This window comes from Protaetiibacter sp. SSC-01, from assembly GCF_014483895.1.
In the GTDB taxonomy this organism is placed as follows: Bacteria; Actinomycetota; Actinomycetes; order Actinomycetales; family Microbacteriaceae; genus Homoserinibacter.
Genome location: NZ_CP059987.1, coordinates 2184733 through 2205598, shown reverse-complemented (window position 1 = coordinate 2205598; position 20866 = coordinate 2184733). Strand labels below are relative to the sequence as shown.

Genomic DNA, 20866 nt, shown 5'->3' with positions numbered 1-20866 from the left:
CAGTGGGACTCGCGTCATTGATTCCGGTGCTCGCGCGCGCCCATACCTTCCGCGAGGCGCTCGCCGAGGCCCGCTCCGACGCCGACTTCTCGGCGGTCGAGGGTCTGCGCGTTCCGCTGCTCGCCGGTCTCCTCGCGCGTCGCGCGGAGGCCGCCGGTCGCGGCCAGGCGCTCCTCGCCATCACGGCCACGAGTCGCGAGGCCGAGGCCGTCGCGGCGTCGTTCGCGACGTGGGCGCCCGACGCGCTCGTGCTCCCGTTCCCGGCGTGGGAGACGCTCCCGCACGAGCGGCTGAGCCCGTCCGCCGAGACCGTCGGCCGTCGCCTGCGCTCACTCCGGCAGTTGCGTCTGTGGCAGGACGGGCCGCGCGACCGCCCGCTCGTGCTCGTGGCATCCGTGCGGGCGGCGCTGCAGCCTCTCGCTCCCGGTCTCGACGAGCTCGAGCCGATCGTGCTCACGCAGGGCGGGCGCGGCTACGAGCTCAACTCCCTCGCGACGCGCCTCGCCGAGCTCGCCTACGCGCGCGTCGACCTCGTGACGCGCCGCGGCGAGTTCGCGGTGCGCGGCGGCATCCTCGACGTCTTCCCGCCGGATGCCGAGCACCCCGTGCGCGCGGACTTCTTCGGCGACGAGCTCGAGCAGCTGCGCGGCTTCTCGGTCGCCGACCAGCGCTCGCTCCCGGGCGACCTCGGCCCCGTCGAGCTCGGCCCCGCGCGCGAGCTGCTCATCACGGATGCCGTGCGCGGCCGGGCCGCGGAGCTGCAGCACGAGTACGAGGCGATCGGCCAGATGCTCGCGAAGATCGCCGACGGCATCCCGGTCGAGGGCATGGAGTCGCTCACGCCCGCGCTCGTCGGTCGGCTCGTGCCGATCACCGACTACCTGCCCGAGGATGCGGCGGTCGTCGTGCTCTCGCCCGAGCGCGTCGCGACGCGCGCCCTGAGCCTCTCCGAGACGAACCGCGAGTTCCTCGAGGCCGCGTGGAGCGCCGCGACGGCGGGCGGCGCCGCGCCCATCGACCTGCAGGCGAGCCTCGACACGGGCGACTTCCTCACGGTGTCGGCCCTGCGCGCCGAGGCGCGCCCGCGCACATGGTGGACGGTGAGCCCGTTCGACACCGACGACGACGAGGTCACGCGCCTCGACGGTCGCGCCATCCCGAGCTTCGCGGGCAGTGCCGAGGGCGCCATCGGCCACGTCGCAGCGCTCCTCAAGGGCGAGTGGTCGGTCGCGGTCGCCGCCGCCGGCGCGGGTCTCGTCGACCGCGCGGCCCAGGTGCTCGCCGAGCGGGAGATCGCTGCACGCGTCGTCGACGCCGTGCCCTCGGAGCCCGAGCCCGGCGTCGCGTACCTCGTCACGGCATCCGTCGAGGCGGGTTTCGAACAGGACGACGCGCGCTTCGCGCTGCTCTCGGAGGCCGAGTTCTACGGTCGCGCGGCGGGCATCGACTCGCGCCAGCCCAAGAGGCTCGCGAGCCGCCGCCGCAACGTCGTCGACCCGCTGCAGCTCAAGCCCGGCGACGCCGTCGTGCACGAGACGCACGGCATCGGCCGCTTCGTCGAGCTCGTCACGCGCGAGGTCGCGGGCGGCGGACGCGTCTCGCGCGGCCCCCTCGGCACGCAGCACGAGAAGGTCACGCGCGAGTACCTCGTGCTCGAGTACGCGCCGTCGAAGCGCGGCCAGCCGGGCGACCGGCTCTACGTGCCCACCGACCAGCTCGACCAGCTGAGCCGCTACGTCGGCGGCGAGAATCCCGCGCTCTCCAAGATGGGCGGATCGGACTGGGCGGCCGCGAAGGGCAAGGCGCGCAAGGCGGTGCGCGACATCGCGGTCGAGCTCGTCAAGCTCTACAGCGCCCGCATGGCGAGCCCCGGCTACGCGTTCAGCCCCGACACCCCGTGGCAGCGCGAGCTCGAGGAGGCGTTCCCCTTCGCCGAGACGCCCGACCAGCTGCAGACCATCGACGAGGTCAAGGCCGACATGGAGCGGCCCATCCCCATGGACCGCCTCGTCTCGGGCGACGTCGGCTACGGCAAGACCGAGATCGCCGTGCGCGCCGCCTTCAAGGCCGTGCAGGACGGCAAGCAGGTCGCCGTGCTCGTGCCGACGACGCTGCTCGTCAAGCAGCACCTCGAGACCTTCCAGGAGCGCTTCGCCGGGTTCCCCGTGCACCTGCGCGCCCTCAGCCGGTTCCAGACCGAGAAGGAGTCGAAGGAGACGATCGAGGGGCTCGAGCGCGGCGAGGTCGACGTCGTCATCGGAACCCACCGCATCCTCTCCGAGGCCGTGCGCTTCAAAGACCTCGGGCTCGTCATCATCGACGAGGAGCAGCGCTTCGGCGTCGAGCACAAGGACGCGCTCAAGAAGATGAAGACCAACGTCGACATCCTCGCGATGAGCGCGACCCCCATCCCGCGCACGCTCGAGATGGCGGTCACGGGCATCCGCGAGATGTCGACCCTCGCGACCCCGCCCGAGGACCGGCATCCGATCCTCACCTACGTCGGGCCGCGCAGCGACAAGCAGATCACGGCCGCGATCCGCCGCGAGCTGCTGCGCGAGGGCCAGGTGTTCTTCGTGCACAACCGCGTCTCGTCGATCAACCGCGTCGCGGCCGAGCTCGCCGAGCTCGTGCCCGAGGCGCGCATCGCCGTCGCGCACGGCAAGCTCACCGAGCACCAGCTCGAGCAGGTGATCGTCGACTTCTGGGAGCGACGCTTCGACGTGCTCGTGACGACGACGATCATCGAGACCGGCATCGACATCGCGAACGCGAACACGCTCATCATCGACCAGGCCGACAAGTACGGACTCAGCCAGTTGCATCAGATCCGCGGCCGCGTCGGCCGTGGCCGCGAGCGCGCCTACGCGTACTTCCTCTACGACCCCGAGAAGCCGCTCACCGAGACGGCGCAGGACCGCCTCGAGACGATCGCGACCAACAACGAGCTCGGCGGCGGCATGCAGATCGCCCTCAAGGACCTCGAGATCCGCGGTGCCGGCAACCTGCTCGGCGGCGAGCAGTCGGGGCACATCGCGGGCGTCGGCTTCGACCTCTACCTGCGCATGATCGGCGAGGCCGTGTCGGCGTTCCGCGGCGACGTCGCGGAGGGGCAGACGGAGCTGCGGCTCGAGCTGCCCGTGGACGCGCGCATCCCCGAGGAGTACATCGAGTCGGAGCGCCTGCGGCTCGAGGCCTACCAGAAGCTCTCGACGGCATCCGCCCCGCTCTCGCCCGACGACACCCTCGACCGCGTCGTGGAGGAGCTCACCGACCGCTACGGCACGCCGCCCGAGCCCGTGCAGCAGCTCGTCGCCGTCTCGCGGCTGCGGCGGCAGGCGCAGAAGGCGGGCCTCGGCGAGGTCGTCGCGATGGGCGGGCGGATGCGCCTCGCACCGCTCGACCCGCCCGACTCGATCCAGGTGCGGCTCACGCGCATGTACCCGGGCGTCAAGTTCTTCGCGGCGCAGCACGCCGTCAACGTGCCCATGCCCGAAGGCGCCTCGGATGCGGAGCTCATCGAGTGGGTCGGCCAGCTGCTGACCGCGGCGACCGGTTCGGCGGCGCAACACTGAGGTGATCGAGGAGCGCCGCCCCAGGCGACGCGTCTCGAGATCACCGACACCCGATCGCACCCGACCGTGGTCTCGAGACGCGTCCGCTCCGCGGGCGCTCCTCGACCAACTCGGCGTCCGGGTCTACCCTGACGCCATGCTGTACGAGCACCTCGGCCACAGCCCCCGCGTCGACCCGTCCGCCGTGATCGCGCCGACCGCCGTCGTGTCGGGCGATGTCACGATCGGCCCCGGATGCCAGGTGCTGCACGGCGCGATCATCACGTCCGAGGGCGGCCCGATCACCATCGGCGAGTCGAGCATCGTCATGGAGAACGCGCTCCTGCGGGCGAGCTCGACCGACCCCCTGCACATCGGCGACCACGTGCTCGTCGGCCCCATGGCATCCGTCTCGGGCGCGACGATCGGCGACGAGGTGTTCCTCGCGACGGGTTCGCGGGTGTTCAACGGCGCGCGCATCGGGGCCCGCAGCGAGGTGCGCATCAACGCCGTCGTGCACCTGCGCACGGTGCTGCCGGAGGGCTCGACCGTGCCGATCGCGTGGGTCGCGGTGGGTGACCCGCCGAGCATCCTGAGCCCCGACAGGCACGACGAGATCTGGGCGATCCAGCAGGGACTCGACTTCCCGGGCTACGTGTTCGGCCTCGACCGCTCGACCCCGGACCTCATGGTGCAGCTCACCGAGCGCTACGCCCGCCACCTCGCGCGGCACGCCGACGACCGCCCGGTCGACGAGCGCCCGGCCGGCTGATCAGGGCTTCGTCCACACCTTCCCGAGCACGAGCGGCAGCAGCACGAGCGAGCGCAGGTCGACGAGCACGTGCACGACGATCGGCACGAGGATCGTGCCGGACACGAGGTACAGGTAGGCGAAAACGACGCCCAGCAGGGTCGCGGTGAGCACGCCGACCCACTTCTGGTAGAGGTGCAGGGCGCCGAACAGCATGGATGCGATGGCGAACGCGAGCGGGCCGTTCGGCACGATCCCGAAGAGCAGCGTTGGCAGCGCGAGGCGGAACATCGTCTCCTCGAAGACGCCCGCCGAGAGGGCGAGGCCGGCGCCGTAGGGCAGCTCGCCGCGGGTGCGGGGGAGGAGGGCGCCGATGTCGCCGAGCTTCGGCACGTCGTCGGCATCCGCGTTCCTCAGCAGCAGGAACGGCAGCACGAGCGCCACAGCGAGCAGCACCCAGCCGACGATCACGAGGACGCGGCCGATCACGGTGTCGAGGAAGAAGGCACGGGATGCGGCGATGGGCGCCCATTCCTGGGCGTCGGCGAGCGCGACGGGCACGAGGTCCCACGTCGCGAGCAGCACGGCCCCCGAGAGCCCGCCGAACACGAGCGCGGACTCGACGAGCCACCTGCGCATGACCTTCTGACGGCGCGCGGTGGCCCGCATCCGCTTGAACTGCGCGTACTCGCGGCGCTCGCGGTTGACCGCGCGCCACACGAGGAGGGTCACGACCACCAGCAGGAGGGCGAGCAGCTGGAGGTCCATCGGGCCATTCTGCCGGGAATGCGGAGGGCCATCCGGTGCTTGGGTTAACGACGATGACGAATAACGGTGTCGGGCTGCGGTCCGAGCGAGGGCCCATCCTGCTGGCGGTCATGGTCGCGACGGGTGTCGTCGCGATCGACGCGACGATCCTGTCGACGGCGGTGCCCGCGATCGTGGCCGACGTCGGCGGCTTCTCGCAGTTCCCGTGGCTCTTCTCCGTGTACGTGCTGACGCAGTCGGTGACGGTGCCGGTCTACTCGAAGCTCGCCGACCAGATCGGACGCAAGCGCGTCATCCTGTTCGGCCTCGGGGTGTTCCTGCTCGCGTCGATCCTGTGCGGTCTCGCATGGGACATGCCGAGCCTCATCGCGTTCCGCGCCCTGCAGGGCATCGGGGCGGGTGCCGTGCTGCCCATCACGATCACGATCGTCGGCGACATCTACACGGTCGAGGAGCGCGCGAAGGTGCAGGGCTACGTCGCGAGCGTGTGGGCGATCGCGGCGGTCGCGGGCCCCGCGCTCGGCGGCCTCTTCGCGATGTGGGACGTGTGGCGCGGCATCTTCTTCATCAACGTCCCGCTGTGCGCGGTCGCGATGTGGCTGCTGGCCCGCGGCTACCACGAGAAGCTCACGCCGCGGCGGCACCGCATCGACTACGCGGGCGCGGTGCTGCTCACGGCATCCCTCACCCTCCTGCTCGTCGGCGTGCTCGAGGGCGGCAACGGATGGGCGTGGTTCTCGGTGACGTCGTTCGCGGTCTTCGGGGCGGGCATCGTGCTGCTCGCGGCGTTCGTGCTCGTCGAGCGGCGCGCCGCCGAGCCCGTTCTGCCGCTGTGGGTCGCGACGCGGCCGCTGCTGCGCGCCACGAACCTCGTCGGCTTCACGGTCGGCGCGGCCCTCATCGGTCTCACGGCCTTCGTGCCGACCTACCTCGTCGTGGGCCTCGGGGTGAGCGAGCTCGTGGGCGGGCTCGCTCTCGCGACGCTCACGATCGGATGGCCCATCGCCGCCTCGCTGTCGGGTCGCCTCTACCTGCGCATCGGGTTCCGCTCGACGGCGCTCCTCGGAGGCGCGATCGTCGTCGTCGGCACGGCGGCCCTCGCCCTGCTCGGCCCGTACCCCTCCGTGTGGTCCGTCGCGACCGTCGCCTTCGTCATCGGGCTCGGCTTCGGCTTCGCCGCCGTGCCGACCCTCGTCGCGGCGCAGTCGAGCGTCGGCTGGGAGGAGCGCGGCGTCGTGACGGGCGCAAGCATGTTCACGCGCTCCGTCGGCCAGGCAATCGGCGCCGCGGTGCTCGGTGCCGTCGCGAACGCCGTCATCGCCTCGCACGGCGGCGACGAGACCGACCCCGCGACGATCGTCGCGGCGTCGACGGCCGTCTTCGTCGGGGCGGCGATCGTGGGCGTGCTCATGCTGCTCTTCGCGCTGCTCATGCCGCGCGAGCGCCGCGAGGGAGCCGCATCCGCTGCCCCCGCATCCGAGCCCGCCCCCGTCACGGGGCCCGTGCCCGAGGTCAGCTAGCAGGCGCTCCAGATGCCGAGGCCCGCGGCCTGTGCGGCGTCCTCTGCGGCCTCGAACTCGGCGCTCCACAGCACGTTCGGCTCGAGCACGACGGTCTCGGCGTAGCCCTGGCGCACGAGGTCGAGGTTCACGAGCGCGCCGTCGTCGGTGAAGAGGAACAGCAGCGAGCGGCCGTACTTGTCGAGCGGACGCACGTCGGCGACCGTGCGTACGTGCGTGCCCTCGGGCAGCACCGCGCGCAGCCGCTCGCGTGCCACGTCGCCCCAGCACTCGGCGTGCTCGCCGACCTCCGGGGTGTCGATGCCGAGCAGGCGCACCTTGCGGCCATCGGTCAGGAAGAGGGTGTCGCCGTCGTGCACGTACTCGATCCACGCCTCTGCGGCATCCGCGGGCACGGCCGGGGTGCCGGAGGCGGGGGAGCCGGCGTCTTCGCCGGGCTCGGCGGGTGCGGATGCGGCGGGCGCGGCAGGTGCTGCGGTCTCCGGCGCGGGCAGCCCCAGGAAGCCCTGCTCCCACGCGATCGCGAGGAGCGCGACGAGCGCCACCACGAGCACGACCCCGAGGGCGCTGCGACCGGTCTTCACGGCACGAGTCTGGCAGTCTGGGGCGCATGAGCCAGCCGGACGCCCCCGTCGTGCCCACCACGCCGCATCCGAAGCTCGAGGAGCTCATCGCGGTGCTCGAGCACCTGCGGGCGCCCGGCGGATGCGCGTGGGATCGCGACCAGACGCACGCGTCGCTCGTGCAGTACCTCGTGGAGGAGACCTACGAGCTCGTCGACGCGATCGAGGCGGGCGACGACGCCGAGCTCGTCGAGGAGCTCGGCGACGTGCTCTACCAGGTGATCTTCCACTCCGACATCGCGGCCGAGGAGGGGCGCTTCACCCTCGAGGACGTCGCGGCGCACATGACCGCGAAGATGGTGGGCCGGCATCCGCACGTCTTCGGCGACGCCGTCGCCGACACCCCTGATGCCGTCATGGCCCGCTGGGACGAGCTCAAGCGCGTCGAGAAGCCGGGCCGCGAGAGCGTGCTCGACGGCGTGCCGCAGGGGATGCCGGCGCTCGCGCTCGCCGCGAAGCTCGTCGGCAAGGCCGAGAAGGTCGGCGTCGTACCCGCCGCGGCGGATGCCGTGCCCCAGACGGAGGCGGAGCTCGGCGACGAGCTGCTCGCGACCGTCGTGGCCGCGCGCACCGCGGGCCTCGACCCCGAGCGCGCCCTGCGCGACGCCCTCCGCCGCCTGCAGGACGACATCCGCACGGCGGAGAACCCCGCTGGTTGAGGAGCGCCGCCGCTTCACCGCTGGTTGAGCAGCGCCGCAGGCGCGTGTCGAAACCAGCCTCGCGGTATCCGTCGGGCTGGTTTCGACACGCCCGCTCCGCGGGCTACTCAAACAGCGGGGGTGCCCGCTCCGCGGGCTACTCAACCAGCGGTGGTCCGCGCCCGGTACGCCCGCACCGCCATGCGGTTGCCGCAGCGCGCCGAGCAGAACCGCTTCGAGCCGTTCTTCGACAGGTCGACGAAGACGCCCTCGCAATCGTCGGCCTCGCAATCCCGCAGGCGGTCGAGCCGCCCGGCGCGCACGACGTCGACGAACGCCATGGCGGCCTCGACGAGCAGCCGCTTCGCGAGGGGTGCATCGTCGCCGATCGCGTGGATGTGCCAGCCGAGCCCGTCGTGGTCGACGACGCGCGGCACGGCCTTCGCCTCGGCGAGGATCTCGTTGACCCACGCGACGACGGCGTCCTCGTCGGCGCCCCAGATGGCCCGCACGCGCTCGCGGGTGTCGCGCACCTCGGCGAGCTCGCGCTCGTCGCGGTCGATGCGTCCCGTGAAGGTCCAGCGCGAGAGCAGCGCGGCGAGGTCGTCGGTCGTGGAGAGCTCATCGGACCCGCTCTCGGACGCCTCGGCGACAGTGTCGAGCAGCGCTTGGAGGAAGGTGAGATTCAGTTCGGTGTCATGGGTGAAAAGCATTTGACTCCTGACCTCCGCGGCCGATACTGTCACGACTGAACTCAACTTAGCCCATGACATCAGCCAGGAGCACCCCCGTGGAACGCCTCATCGCCTCACCCCGCCGCGGCGTGCTCGGCGTCGTCATGGGCCTCGCCGCCGGCCTCGCCTTCGGAGCGGGCGGAACGATCGTCAAGCCGCTTTTCTCCGAGGGCTGGAGTCCGGGCGCCGCCGTGTTCGGGCGCCTGCTCGTCGCCGCCGTCGTGCTCGCGATCCCGGCGCTCGTGGCGGTGCGGTTCGACGTGCGCCCGCTGCTGCGCGGCTGGCGCATCGTGCTCTCCTACGCCGTGCTCGCCGTCGCGGGCGTGCAGCTCGCGTTCTATGCGTCGATCGAGCGCATCCCCGTGAGCATCGCGCTCCTCATCGAGTACCTCGCGCCGGTCGCGCTGCTGCTGCTCGCGTGGGCGCGCACGCGCCGGATGCCGCACCGCATCGTGCTCATCGGCGCGGCCCTCGCGCTCGGCGGCCTCGTGCTCGTCATCGGACCGACCGGCTCGGGCACGCTCGACCCGCTCGGTCTCGCGCTCGCCGCCGTCGCGATGATCGGCGTCGCTTTCTACTACGTCGTCGGCGACCGCGTGCCGGAGGGCGTGCCGCCCGTGACGCTCGCGTGGGCGGGCTTCGTGATCGGCGCCCTCACGCTCGGCCTCGCGGGCCTCATCGGAGTGCTGCCGATGGAGGCGACGTTCGGCGAGGTCGACTTCTTCGGGATGCGCAGCGCCTGGTGGGTGCCGCTCGCGACGGTCGGCGTCGTGTCGACGGCGTTCGCGTACGTCGCGGGCATCACGTCGATCACGCTCCTCGGCACGCGCGTCGCGTCGTTCCTCGGGCTCAGCGAGGTCGTCTTCGCGGGCGTCGTCGGCTGGATCTTCCTCGGCGAGGCCATCGCGCCGCTCGGCCTCGTCGGCGCCGCCCTCATCCTCGGCGGCATCGTGCTCGTGCGCCTCGAGCCCGCGGCCGCGTCGCCCACGCCCGAGCCGCTGCCCGCATCCGACCCCGAACCCGTGCTCGTTCGGGAGGACGACGCGCCGGCCGGCACCGAGCACGGCGCGTCCTCTTCCCGAACGTAGGGGAGCGGATGCGCGGCGCTACTGCGCCGTGTAGCCGCCGTCGACGAGGTGGTAGCTGCCCGTGATGAACGAGGCCGCGTCGGAGGCGAGGAACGCGACGAGCGCGGCCACCTCATCCGGGTCGCCGAGGCGGCCCAGCGCGTGCCTGCCCTCGAGGAACTTCATGGTGTCGGCGTCGAGGCTCGACTCGACGAGCGGCGTCTTGATGAAGCCGGGTCCGACCGAGTTCACGCGCACGCCCTGCGCCGCGTACTCGAGCGCCGCGTTCTTGGTCGCTCCGACGACGCCGTGCTTCGCGGCGACGTAGGCGACCGAGTTCGCGAAGCCGACCGAGCCGAGGATCGACGCGACGTTGACGATCGAGCCGCCGCCGTTCGCGACCATCGCGGGCAGCTGCGCCCGCATCCCGTAGGTCACGGCCGACAGGTTGATGTCGATGACCTTCTGCCAGCCGTCGAGCGGGTACTCGCCCGTCGGCGCGGAGGGGCCGCCGATGCCCGCGTTGTTGACGGCTATGCGCAGCGGGCCGAGCTTCTGCGCGGCCTCGACCGCGGCGACCGCGTCGCCGGGATCGGAGACGTCGCCGACGTGCGCGACGGCCGTGCCGCCCGCCGCCTCGATCTCGGCGACGACGGCATCCGCCGACTCCCTCTTGAGGTCGGCGACGACGACGCTCGCGCCGTTCGCGGCGAGGAGCAGCGCGACGGAGCGGCCGATGCCGCTGCCGCCGCCGGTGACGATCGCGGAGCGATCCGCGACATCGTAGGTGGCCATGGGGGGTCCTTCCCTCGTTGGACGGAAAGCCCCAGCCTCGCCCGCGTACCTGGGAGCGGACTCAGGCGATGCGACTCCCGGCGGCGAGCTTCCGCGCCGGCGCCCGCGTGCGCGAAATCGCGCCCACGAGCAGTCCCACACCGAGCAGCACGTGGATGCCGAGGCCCACGGCCCAGCTCGGCACCGTCTTGTCGAGCACCTCGCGTGCCGTGTCCTGGTCGTACACGGGGTACTGGGGCTCGCACTCCGACCAGCCCTGACCGAGCTCGGGCGGAAGCTGCGCCTGGCGCACGCCGTACTTGATCGAGCCGAACAGGTCGTCGGGGTTGCCGTAGCGGTCGAAGTGGGTGGGAGCCGCATCCGCGAGCAGCACATACGGGTTGGCGGCGAGCGTCCACCACACGGCGTCGAAGCCCGGCACGGTGTAGGTGTACTCGTACGGCTCGCAGACGGGGTTCTCGGGCAGGCCGGTGTCGGGGTCGATGTCGCCCGTCGACGCGTCCCAGTCGATCGACTCGTTCACCACGGTCACCTCGCGCTGGGCGACCATGCCGCCGAGCCCGAAGGCGATGAGGGTGCCGATCGAGAGCAGCGCGACCACGAGGTACGTCGTCACGACCGAGAAGAGCGGGCGGCGGATGAGGCCCGAGACCCCGACGCCGACGGCCGCCACCACGCCGAGCTCCGCCGCGAGCACGAGGATCGAGACGATCGCCGTGTCGACGGATGCGCCGCCCAGCACGAGTGCGAACACGAGGAACGGCAGGGCGGCCGCGAGGAAGGCGAGCGCCGTGATCCACGCGGCGACGAACTTGCCGAGCACGAGCTGCGTCGTCGAGACGAGGGTCACCTGGGTCGTCGCGAGGGTGCCGTTCTCGCGGTCGCCGTTGACGGCGTTGCCGCTCAGGGCGGGTGTCACGAGCGTGCCGAGCAGCAGCACGAAGTAGACGATGACCGAGTAGAGCACGGCGCCGGGCGCCTCGGTGTTCCAGGTGCCGATCGTCGTGAAGAGCGTGACGACGAGCACGATGAACACGAACACGCCGAGCAGCACGTACCAGGCAGCACCGCGCACGCGCTGCCGCAGCTCGATCGACGCGACCGTCCACATCCGGGTCATGGAGTTCATCGGGCCTCCTCCCCGCCGTTGCTGAGATCGAGGAAGGTGTGCTCGAGGTCGCCGACGGCGGGTGCGAAGGTCACGACCTTGATGCCCGCCCCGACGAGCTTCGCGAGCAGCTCGGCCGCGCGCTCCTCGCCCGCGATCGGCACGACGAGCCCCTGCGGTTCCGTCACGATGCGCGCCGCATCGACACCCGCCTCGACGAGCGCCTTGTAGAGGCCGGCGCCGTCGAGCGCCCGCACGCGCCAGCCGCGCTCGGTGCCGCGCGCCGCGGCGACGCGCTCGTCGCTCACGGTCGAGCCCGCGTCGAGGAACACGGCGCGGTCGGCGAGCTCGTCGAGCTCCGACAGCACGTGGCTCGACACGACGATCGTGCGGCCCTCCGCCGCGAGCCGCCGCAGCAGCAGGCGCAGGGCGATGCGCGCCCCCGGGTCGAGACCGGATGCCGGCTCGTCGAGCAGGAGCACGCGCGGGTCGTGAACGAGGGCGCGCGCGAGGCTCAGGCGCTGCTTCTGCCCGCGCGACAGAACGCGCGTCGGCCGGTCGGCGAGCTCCTCGAGGTCGACGAGCGCGACGAGCTCCTCGGCGCGGTCCGCCGCCGCGGGGCGCGGGATGTCGTAGAGCCGCGCCGTGAGCTCGAGGCTGCGGCGCACCGTGAGGTTCGGCCACGAGCCGAGCACGTCGGGCATCCAGCCGAGCAGCGCGCGCACCGCGGCCGGCTGCGTCACGGGGTCGAGGCCCGCGATGCGGATCTCGCCGCGGTCGGGCGCGAGCAGCGTCGCGAGCATGAGCAGGAGCGTCGTCTTGCCCGAGCCGTTCGGCCCCACGAGGCCCGTGACCTCGCCCGGGCGGGCCTCGAAGGTGACGGAGCGCACGGCGTGCACGTCGCCGAACGAGCGTGCGGCATCCGTCACCCGGATGTCGGCGGGCGCCGCTGCGGCGTCGGGGCGGGGGAGGGCCTCGGGGCTGCTCATGGGGAGAACCTAGGCCGGGCGGATGCCGCCCCGCGTCCCCCGCGCGGATGATGCCGAGCATCCGTCAGACGGACGACCCCGCGCCACCTGACACAATCGACGGGTGGCAACGCAGGTGAACCCTCCCCGCGGGATGCGGGACTTCCCCCCGGCAGAGAAGGCGCGCCGTGAGCGCGTGCTCCAGGTGATCAAGGAGTCCTACCGCGCGCACGGCTTCGACGAGATCGAGACGCCCGTCATGGAGGACTCGAGCCGCCTGCACGCCGGCCTCGGCGGAGACAACGAGAAGCTCGCGTTCGGCGTGCAGAAGCGCGGACTCACGCGCGACGACCTGCAGGCCGCCGAGACACCGCTCGACCTCGTCGACCTCGGCCTCCGCTTCGACCTCACCGTGCCGCTCGCGCGCTTCTACGCGACCCACCGCGCCGAGCTGCCCGCCGTCTTCCGTGCCATCCAGGTCGCGCCCGTCTGGCGTGCCGAGCGCCCGCAGAAGGGCCGCTACCGCCAGTTCGTGCAGTGCGACATCGACATCATCGGCGAGCCGGGCATCCAGGCCGAGGCGGAGCTGCTCGTCGCATCCCTCGCGACGGTCGACTCTCTCGGCCTGCGCGACGCGACCATCCGCGTCAACGACCGCCGGCTGCTCATCGGCATGCTCACGGGCTTCGGCTTCGCGCCCGAGACCCACGACGAGGTGCTCATCACGATCGACAAGCTCGACAAGCTCGGCCCCGACGGCGTCATCGCCGAGCTCCGCGAGCGCGGGGCCGACGCGGATGCCGTCGAGGCGTTCCGCGCGTTCCTCACGCGCCCGCAGACGCGCGAGTTCCTACGGTTCGGCGAGCGCGCCATCCGCAAGGCCCTGCCCGAGGGCGCCGACGACGTCGTCGTCGCGGGGCTCGTCGCGATCGGCGACGCCGTCGCGCAGGCGCGCGGCGAGGACGCAGCCCCGCTCGTCTTCGACCCGTTCCTCGTGCGCGGCATGGGCTACTACACGGGTCCCATCTTCGAGCTCGCGCACCCGAGCGTGCCCTACTCGCTCGGCGGCGGAGGCCGCTACGACGGCATGATCGGCCGCTTCCTCGGAAGCGACGTGCCCGCCACGGGCTTCTCGCTCGGCTTCGAGCGCCTCGTCGAGCTCGTCGAGCCGCCCGCCGCCACCGGGGGAGCGGCCGTCGCACTCGTGCACGACACGGATGCGCCGCTCGGCACCCTGCTCGCGCTGCAGACGGCGCTCGTCGGCCGCGGCGACCGCGCCCGCCTCGTCAAGCGCGCCAAGAACACCAAGCTGCAGCTCGAGGGCCTCGCGGAGCAGGGCTTCACGAGCTTCGCGTTCCTCGGGGCCGACGCCCCCGCATCCGTCGACGACCTCGACCTCCGCCCGCTGAGCTAGTCCGACGCGTCTCGAGACCACGGGGGTCGGTAGGATCGCCGTGGGCGTTCGCCCGCAACACCACACCCCTAAGGAGTTCCCCAGTGTCTGCAATCGAGGCCGTCGGCGCCCGCGAGATCCTCGACTCCCGAGGCAACCCGACCGTCGAGGTCGAGGTGCTCCTCGAAGACGGCACCGTCAGCCGTGCCGCAGTCCCCTCCGGCGCCTCCACCGGCGCGTTCGAGGCCTACGAGCTCCGCGACGGCGACAAGGGCCGCTACCTGGGCAAGGGCGTCGAGAAGGCCGTCGACGGCGTGCTCGACGTGCTCGGACCCGCCATCGAGGGCTTCGAGGCCTCCGACCAGCGCCTCGTCGACGCCGAGCTCATCGCCGCCGACGGCACCGACAACAAGTCGCGCCTCGGCGCCAACGCCATCCTCGGCGTCTCGCTCGCCGTCGCGAAGGCCGCCGCCGACTCGGCCGATCTGCCGCTCTTCCGCTACCTCGGCGGCCCCAACGCACACACCCTCCCCGTGCCGCTCATGAACATCATCAACGGCGGCGCGCACGCCGACAACGGCCTCGACGCGCAGGAGATCATGATGCTCCCGGTCGGCGCCCCCACCTTCCGCGAGGCCCTCCGCTGGGGTGCCGAGGTCTACCACGCCCTCAAGTCGGAGCTCAAGGCGAACGGCTACGCGACCGGCCTCGGCGACGAGGGCGGCTTCGCCCCCGATCTCGCGACCGCGCGCGAGGCGCTCGACTTCATCACGGGCGCCGTCGAGAAGGCGGGCTTCACGATGGGCGACCAGATCGCGCTCGGCCTCGACGTCGCGTCGACCGAGTTCTTCGAGAATGGCGTCTACCGCTACGAGGGCCAGGAGCTCAGCGGCGACCAGATGATCGAGTACTACGCGAAGCTCATCGCCGACTACCCGATCCTCACCATCGAGGACCCGCTCGCCGAAGACGACTGGGACGCCTGGGTCGCCCTCACCTCGCAGCTCGGCGGCAAGGTGCAGCTCGTCGGCGACGATCTGTTCGTCACCAACCCCGCGCGTCTGCAGACCGGCCTCGACCGCGGCGCCGGCAACTCGATCCTCGTGAAGGTCAACCAGATCGGAACCCTCACCGAGACCCTCGACGCCGTCTCCAAGGCCCAGCGCCACGGCTACACCGCGATCCTCTCGCACCGCTCCGGCGAGACCGAGGACACCACGATCGCCGACCTCGCCGTCGCGACGGATGCCGGCCAGATCAAGACCGGCGCCCCCGCCCGCTCCGAGCGTGTCGCGAAGTACAACCAGCTGCTGCGCATCGAGGAGGAGCTGGGCGACGCCGCGGTCTACGCGGGTCGTGCGGCGTTCCGCGCGTAACCCTCTGACGCCGCAGGAGCGGCGGATCCCTTCGCGAGTCGCATGCCCCCGCGCGCCTGGACGGCGCGCTCCCGCCCGGCCCGATGCCAGCGACTCGCAAAGGAATCCGCCGCTCCTGCTGCTGTGTCTCCCTGCGGTGCGAGCTGCGCGGCGCGCTCGGCCTGACGTCGGGGACGGGGCACGTCGCTTAGCCTGGGGGAGTGAGCCCGAAGAGTCGCACGCCGCGCGCCGAGCGCGTGGCCGTCGCCATGGCGGAGCCGCCGCGCGCCGCGCTGTGGCTGCGCAACTTCCGGCTCTCCGGGTTCGCGCTCACGGTGCTCGCGCTCATCGTCGCGGCCCTCGTCGTGCTCGCGCCGCAGCTCAAGACCCTCGTCGAGCAGCGGCAGCAGATCGCCCAGCTCGAGGCAGAGGTCGACCGCGCCCAGCAGGAGCTCGACGACATCAACGCCGAGGTGGCCCGCTGGAGCGACCCCGCCTACATCGAGTCGCAGGCCCGCGACCGCCTGTACTACATCTACCCGGGCGACACGGCCTACCTCGTGATCGCCGACCGCGACGCCCCGACCGTCACGGACGGTCAGCCCATCAGCGACAGCATCGAGACGACGCGCGTCGACTGGGTCACCGCCCTGCTCTCGTCGGTGTACACCGCGGGCCTCACCGAGGCCACGCCCGACCAGCTCGAGAGCCCGAACCAGGGGAACGCCGGATGACCCGCCCGCCCTTCACACCGCCCACCGACGCCGAGGTCGCGGTCGTGTCGCGCCAGCTCGGACGCCCCGCGCGCGGCGTCATCGGCATCGCCGCGCGCTGTGTGTGCGGCAACCCCACCGTCGTCGCGACGAGCCCGCGCCTGCCCGACGGCACGCCCTTCCCGACGCTCTACTACCTGTCGCATCCCGCGGCGACCGCCGCGCTGTCGACGCTCGAGGCGACGGGCGTCATGCTTGAGCTCGCCGCCGAGCTCGAGGGCGAGACCGCGGACGCCTACCGCGCCGCGCACGCCTCCTACCTCGCCGACCGCGAGAGCATCGAGGTCGTACCGGAGATCGCGGGCTTCTCGGCGGGCGGCATGCCCGACCGCGTCAAGTGCCTGCACGCCCTCGCCGCGCACTCCCTCGCGGCCGGCCCGGGCGTCAACCCCGTCGGCGACGCGGCCCTCGCGCGCGCGAGCTGGTCGCCCGACCGCTGCGAGTGCGCCGAGCCGGGCGCGGCCCTCGAGGGCTGACATGCCGCGGCGTCGCGCGCTCACGGCCGTCGCGCTCGCCATCGCCGTCGCGAGCACGGCATCCGTCGCCCCCGCGGCGGCGGCGCCGCACGCGCCGCACGCACCCCACGCCCCCGCCGACGCCGTGCGCGACGCCGAGTACTGGCTCGACGCGTACGGCATCCGCAGCGCCTGGCAGGTGACGCGCGGGGCGGGCGTCACGATCGCCGTCATCGACACGGGGGTCGCGAACCCCCGCGAGCTGCAGGGCGCGGTCGTCGGTGGCACCGATGTCTCGGGAGAGGGCTCGTCCGACGGCCGCGCGCCCGTCGGGGAGGACGGACACCACGGCACCCTCGTCGCGTCGCTCGCGGCCGGCCGCGGCACGGGCGACGGCTCCGGCGTCATCGGCAGCGCACCCGAGGCGTCGGTGCTCGCGATCTCGATCGGCTTCGGCGACGACTCCGACGACCAGATCGCCGACGCCGTGCGCTGGGCGGTCGACAACGGCGCCGACGTCATCAACATGTCGCTCACGCGCAACACCCTCGACTGGCCCGTCAGCTGGGACGACGCGTTCGGCTACGCCGCCGAGCACGAGGTCGTCGTCGTCGCGGCCGCCGGCAACCGCGGTTCCGGAACGGATGTCGTGGGAGCCCCCGCCACGATGCCCGGCGTGCTCACGGTCGCGGGCGTCGATACCTCGGGCGCCCCGAGCCACAACGCCTCGACGCAGGGCGTCACGATCGGCGTCGCCGCGCCGAGCGAGAGCCTCGTCGGCGTCATGCCCGACGGAAGCCACGTCAGGTGGAGCGGCACGAGCGGTGCGGCTCCCATCGTGTCGGGAGTCGTCGCGCTCGTGCGCGCGGCGCATCCGGAGCTCGGCGCAGCCGACGTCATCAACCGCATCACCTCGACGGCGCGCGACGCGGGGGAGCCCGGGCCCGACGTCGCCTACGGCTTCGGCCTGCTCGACGCGGATGCCGCGGTGCGCGCCCAGGTCGCCCCCGTCGACGAGAACCCCATGGGCGACCTCGCGGAGTGGATCCGCGTCAACCGGCCCCACGAGGGAGGCGAGACCGGCATCCGTCCCGGCCCCGCGCCGGTCACACGCGAGGAGCGCACCGCGCGCCCGTTCGACCCCGTGGGCGTGCTGCTTCCGAGCCCCATGCTGCTCAGTCGGGTCGGCGCACCGCTGCTCGGCGTGCTGCTCGTGGCGTTCATCGTCGGCGGGTTCCTGGCCGGTCTCGTCATCTCGTACAGACGGGGTCGCGGCGCACGGTAGATTGGAGGCGACTTTTTCCCCCAGCGAGGAGTGCCCCCAGCGTGCGCAAGATCCTGATCGTCGGCGGCGGCTACGCCGGCTTCTACACCGCCAAGAAGCTGCAGAAGCATCTGCGCCGCGGAGAGGCCGAGGTCACGATCGTCGACCCGCTGCCCTACATGACCTACCAGCCGTTCCTGCCCGAGGTCGCCGCCGGCTCGATCGAGCCCCGCCACGCGGTCGTCGCCCACCGGCGCCACCTCAAGAAGACGAAGGTCATCACGGCCAAGGTCACCAAGATCGACCACGCCAGCAAGACGGCCGAGCTCACGCCCGCCGTCGGCGAGCCGTGGACCGTCGACTACGACACGATCGTCGTCACCGCGGGCGCCGTCTCGCGCACCTTCCCGATCCCCGGCGTCGCCGACGAGGCCATCGGCCTCAAGACGATCGAGGAGGCCGCGTCGATCCGCGACCGCCTCACCGACAACTTCGCGAAGGCGTCGAACCTCCCCGCCGGTCCCGAGCGCGACCGCCTGCTCACGGTCACCGTCGTCGGCGGCGGCTTCGCGGGCATCGAGGTGTTCGGCGAGCTGCGCAGCCTCGCGAGCTCGCTCGTCGGCGCGTACGACACCCTCACCTTCGACGACACCCACTTCCACCTCATCGAGGCGATGGGCCGCATCATGCCCGAGGTGTCGCTGCCGACGAGCCACTGGGTGCTCCGCGAGCTCGACAGCCGCGGCGCCCAGGTGCACCTCGACACCCAGCTCGTGAGCGCCGTCGACGGCAAGATCGAGCTCTCCACGGGCGAGACCTTCGAGTCCGACCTCATCGTGTGGACGGCGGGCGTCATGGCCAACCCGGTCGTGCGCGGAACCGACCTTCCGCTCGAGGAGCGCGGCCGCATCCGGGCCCAGGCCGACCTGCGCGTCATCGACGAGAACGGGAACGTCGTGCCGGACGCGTGGACCGCGGGCGACGTGGCCGCCGTGCCCGACCTCACGGGTGCCGGCGTCGGCGGCTTCTGCGTGCCGAACGCCCAGCACGCCGTGCGTCAGGGCAAGCTGCTCGCGAAGAACCTCGTGGCGGAGATCCGCGGCGACGCCCCCGTCGAGTACTTCCACAAGAACCTCGGCGCGGTCGCCGGCATCGGCCTCTACCGCGGCGTGTACCAGTACAAGAAGCTCGCCATCAAGGGCTTCATCGCCTGGTTCATGCACCGCGGCTACCACGGCTTCGCGATGCCCATGTGGGAGCGCAAGGCGCGCGTGTTCGGCAACTGGATCGTCAACTTCCTGTTCCAGCGCGACCTCGTCGGCATCCCGGCACGCGACGTGCCGCGCGAGGCCTTCGAGACCTTCGCGTCGCGCCCCAAGGCGTAACGCACTCGTTCTACTGGACGGCCCGTCGCACCCTCTCTCTGGGGGGCGACGGGCCGTTCGAATGTTGCGACAGTGGAGGTCTGCTCGAAGAAGAGGAGTCGCCGTGTCGCACGCCGCATCCGTGTCCACGCCCCCGTCCGTCGCGCCGTTCGTGGAGCCCCAGCGGGCCGTCACCGGCGCCTGGATCGCCGCCTTCGCCGCCGCCTGGGTCGGCGTCTGGATGGGGCAGCTGGGGCCGTTCCGCGTCGCCCTGCCGCTGCAGGTCGCAGCCGAGGTCGACGGCACCGCGAACTGGACGGACCCGGTGGTCGCCTTCGGCGTCGTGTCGGGCATCGCGGGCGCCGCGATGATCCTGTCGTTCCCGATCGCGGGCTACCTGTCCGACCGCACGACCTCGAAGCTGGGGCGCCGCCGCCCGTGGATCCTCGGCGGCTCGATCCTGTTCGCCGTCGGGCTCCTCGCGCTCGGCTTCGTGCAGGGCCTCGTGCTCATCACGGTGCTCTGGGCGCTCGCGCTCGTCGGCTTCAGCGCCGTCGTCGCCGCCCTCACGGCGCTGATCAACGACCAGGTGCCGGTGCGCCAGCGCGGCTGGGTCTCGGGGTGGCTGTCGTCGCCCCGCGCCGTCGGCATCATCCTCGGCGCCGTGCTCTTCACGCTCGTGTTCACGACGGTGACCGTCGGCTACGTCGTGCTCGCCGTCGCGCTCGTCGTGCTCGTCGTGCCGGTGATGCTGTTCGTCAAGGAGACGCCCATCACGGCCGACCAGCGCCCCGCCGGGTCGCTCCTCGCGGGCATGTGGGTCTCGCCCAAGAAGCACCCCGACTTCGCCTGGACCTGGGTGAGCGGCTTCCTCGTGAACGCCGGCAACGCGCTCGGCACGGGCCTGCTGCTCTACTACATCGCGCACGAGCTCGAGTTCGGCGACCAGGCCCGCCAGGCCTTCCTGCCGCTCATCGTCGTCTACCTCGTGTGCGTCGTCGCGTCGGCGCTCATCCTCGGCCGCGTCTCCGACCGCATCGCGCGCCGCAAAGTGTTCGTGATCTGGGGCGCGCTGCTGCAGGCTCTGTCGGCGCTCGTGCTCGCCTTCTTCACCGACTACACGATCACCTTCGCCGCGGCGGTCTTCCTCGGCCTCGGCTACGGCGCCTACCTCTCCGCGGGCCAGGCGCTCGCCACCCAGGTGATCCCGCACGCGCACCACCGCGCCAAGGACCTCGGCATCATGAACGTCGCCTACCAGGTGCCGGTCGCGATGGCGCCGCTCCTCGGTGCCCTCATCGTCGCCGCGGTCGGCGGCTTCTCCGGGCTCTTCCTGCTCGCCGGCTTCCTCACCGCCATCGGCGCCGCGGTCATCGCGCTCGTCGCGAAAGTGAAGTAGCTCACCTGCTGCACTACGGCGGGAACTCCTCGAGAATCCATGCGCGAGTCGCCGCATATGTCTCACGTGACGTCGCATGTGAGAGCTCACTGAGAAAGGCCGAGAGGCGTTGCGATGGGTCGCGCTTGAGTGGCACACTTGAACGCGAAGAACGTCGCTTCCCCCTATCCGCAAGGACGGTGGATTCGTCGGGGCCGGAATCAACTGCTGCGGCATGATCCGGCCTCTTCGCGTTAAGGCGAAACCCGTCGCAGGCGTGCACAACCTGAACGCACGACTCGACGGTATCGAACCACACCGGATCGCCGGTAGCGAGGTCACGGCGCATCGCCCAGCC

General features: G+C 72.1%; 18 protein-coding genes. 12 read left to right on the top strand and 6 right to left on the bottom strand.

What is annotated here, in order from left to right; all coding sequences use genetic code 11:
• Positions 1-2 precede the first annotated feature (2 nt).
• Positions 3-3575 carry a transcription-repair coupling factor gene (gene mfd, locus H4J02_RS10430; RefSeq protein WP_187674518.1) on the top strand — a complete coding sequence of 1191 codons (3573 nt, stop codon included), beginning with the start codon at positions 3-5 and terminating at the stop codon, positions 3573-3575.
• A gap of 136 nt (positions 3576-3711) precedes the next feature.
• A complete protein-coding gene (locus tag H4J02_RS10425) occupies positions 3712-4326 on the top strand; it encodes a gamma carbonic anhydrase family protein (protein WP_187674517.1) in 615 nt (204 codons plus the stop codon).
• Here the strand turns inward: H4J02_RS10425 and H4J02_RS10420 are convergent, their stop codons facing one another.
• On the bottom strand, positions 4327-5073 hold the full coding sequence (locus H4J02_RS10420; protein WP_187674516.1) for a CPBP family intramembrane glutamic endopeptidase: 747 nt from the start codon (positions 5071-5073) through the stop codon (positions 4327-4329).
• 53 nt (positions 5074-5126) lie between these two features.
• Between H4J02_RS10420 and H4J02_RS10415 the strand changes: the two genes are divergently transcribed.
• Positions 5127-6593 (top strand): MFS transporter, encoded by a 1467-nt coding sequence (locus H4J02_RS10415; RefSeq protein ID WP_187674515.1) that lies wholly within the window; start codon positions 5127-5129, stop codon positions 6591-6593.
• Here H4J02_RS10415 and H4J02_RS10410 read toward each other — a convergent pair.
• Positions 6590-7177 carry a thermonuclease family protein gene (locus H4J02_RS10410; protein ID WP_187674514.1) on the bottom strand — a complete coding sequence of 196 codons (588 nt, stop codon included), beginning with the start codon at positions 7175-7177 and terminating at the stop codon, positions 6590-6592. The genes H4J02_RS10415 and H4J02_RS10410 overlap by 4 nt on opposite strands.
• A gap of 26 nt (positions 7178-7203) precedes the next feature.
• Between H4J02_RS10410 and H4J02_RS10405 the strand changes: the two genes are divergently transcribed.
• The gene (locus H4J02_RS10405) at positions 7204-7875 is read left to right on the top strand and encodes a YabN family protein (RefSeq protein WP_187674513.1); all 672 of its coding nucleotides are present in this window, start codon (positions 7204-7206) and stop codon (positions 7873-7875) included.
• 140 nt (positions 7876-8015) lie between these two features.
• On the opposite strand, the gene H4J02_RS10400 is transcribed toward H4J02_RS10405, so the two are convergent.
• Positions 8016-8567, bottom strand: coding sequence for a CGNR zinc finger domain-containing protein (locus H4J02_RS10400; RefSeq protein ID WP_187674512.1), 552 nt, complete (start codon positions 8565-8567; stop codon positions 8016-8018).
• Positions 8568-8644: 77 nt separating this feature from the next.
• On the opposite strand from H4J02_RS10400, the gene H4J02_RS10395 reads away from it, so the two are divergent.
• Complete coding sequence (locus H4J02_RS10395; protein WP_262406039.1) at positions 8645-9676, top strand: DMT family transporter; 1032 nt, start codon at positions 8645-8647, stop codon at positions 9674-9676.
• Between the two features lie 18 nt (positions 9677-9694).
• Here the strand turns inward: H4J02_RS10395 and H4J02_RS10390 are convergent, their stop codons facing one another.
• The 3 genes from H4J02_RS10390 to H4J02_RS10380 form a co-directional block, all read right to left on the bottom strand.
• Entirely contained in the window at positions 9695-10450 is a 756-nt protein-coding gene (locus H4J02_RS10390) for an SDR family NAD(P)-dependent oxidoreductase (RefSeq protein WP_187674511.1), read from the bottom strand.
• Between the two features lie 61 nt (positions 10451-10511).
• Entirely contained in the window at positions 10512-11579 is a 1068-nt protein-coding gene (locus tag H4J02_RS10385) for an ABC transporter permease (RefSeq protein WP_187674510.1), read from the bottom strand.
• Positions 11576-12547, bottom strand: a complete 972-nt coding sequence (locus H4J02_RS10380; protein ID WP_187674509.1) for an ABC transporter ATP-binding protein — start codon at positions 12545-12547, stop codon at positions 11576-11578. Before H4J02_RS10380 ends, H4J02_RS10385 begins: the two co-directional genes overlap by 4 nt.
• Before the next feature lie 133 nt (positions 12548-12680).
• On the opposite strand from H4J02_RS10380, the gene H4J02_RS10375 reads away from it, so the two are divergent.
• The 7 genes from H4J02_RS10375 to H4J02_RS10345 all read left to right on the top strand — a co-directional run bounded on the left by H4J02_RS10375 (position 12681) and on the right by H4J02_RS10345 (position 20529).
• Positions 12681-13940, top strand: coding sequence for a HisS family protein (locus H4J02_RS10375; RefSeq protein ID WP_222942249.1), 1260 nt, complete (start codon positions 12681-12683; stop codon positions 13938-13940).
• An 83-nt stretch (positions 13941-14023) separates the two neighbouring features.
• On the top strand, positions 14024-15295 hold the full coding sequence (gene eno, locus H4J02_RS10370) for a phosphopyruvate hydratase (protein WP_187674507.1): 1272 nt from the start codon (positions 14024-14026) through the stop codon (positions 15293-15295).
• Positions 15296-15495: 200 nt separating this feature from the next.
• Entirely contained in the window at positions 15496-16008 is a 513-nt protein-coding gene (locus tag H4J02_RS10365) for a septum formation initiator family protein (protein WP_262406038.1), read from the top strand.
• Positions 16005-16523 (top strand): DUF501 domain-containing protein, encoded by a 519-nt coding sequence (locus tag H4J02_RS10360; RefSeq protein ID WP_187674506.1) that lies wholly within the window; start codon positions 16005-16007, stop codon positions 16521-16523. Before H4J02_RS10365 ends, H4J02_RS10360 begins: the two co-directional genes overlap by 4 nt.
• 1 nt (position 16524) lies before the next feature.
• Positions 16525-17787, top strand: coding sequence for a S8 family serine peptidase (locus H4J02_RS10355; protein WP_187674505.1), 1263 nt, complete (start codon positions 16525-16527; stop codon positions 17785-17787).
• A 41-nt stretch (positions 17788-17828) separates the two neighbouring features.
• Positions 17829-19151: an NAD(P)/FAD-dependent oxidoreductase gene (locus H4J02_RS10350; protein ID WP_187674504.1), complete on the top strand. Its 1323-nt coding sequence runs from the start codon at positions 17829-17831 to the stop codon at positions 19149-19151.
• Between the two features lie 103 nt (positions 19152-19254).
• Complete coding sequence (locus tag H4J02_RS10345; RefSeq protein WP_262406037.1) at positions 19255-20529, top strand: MFS transporter; 1275 nt, start codon at positions 19255-19257, stop codon at positions 20527-20529.
• Positions 20530-20866 lie beyond the last annotated feature (337 nt).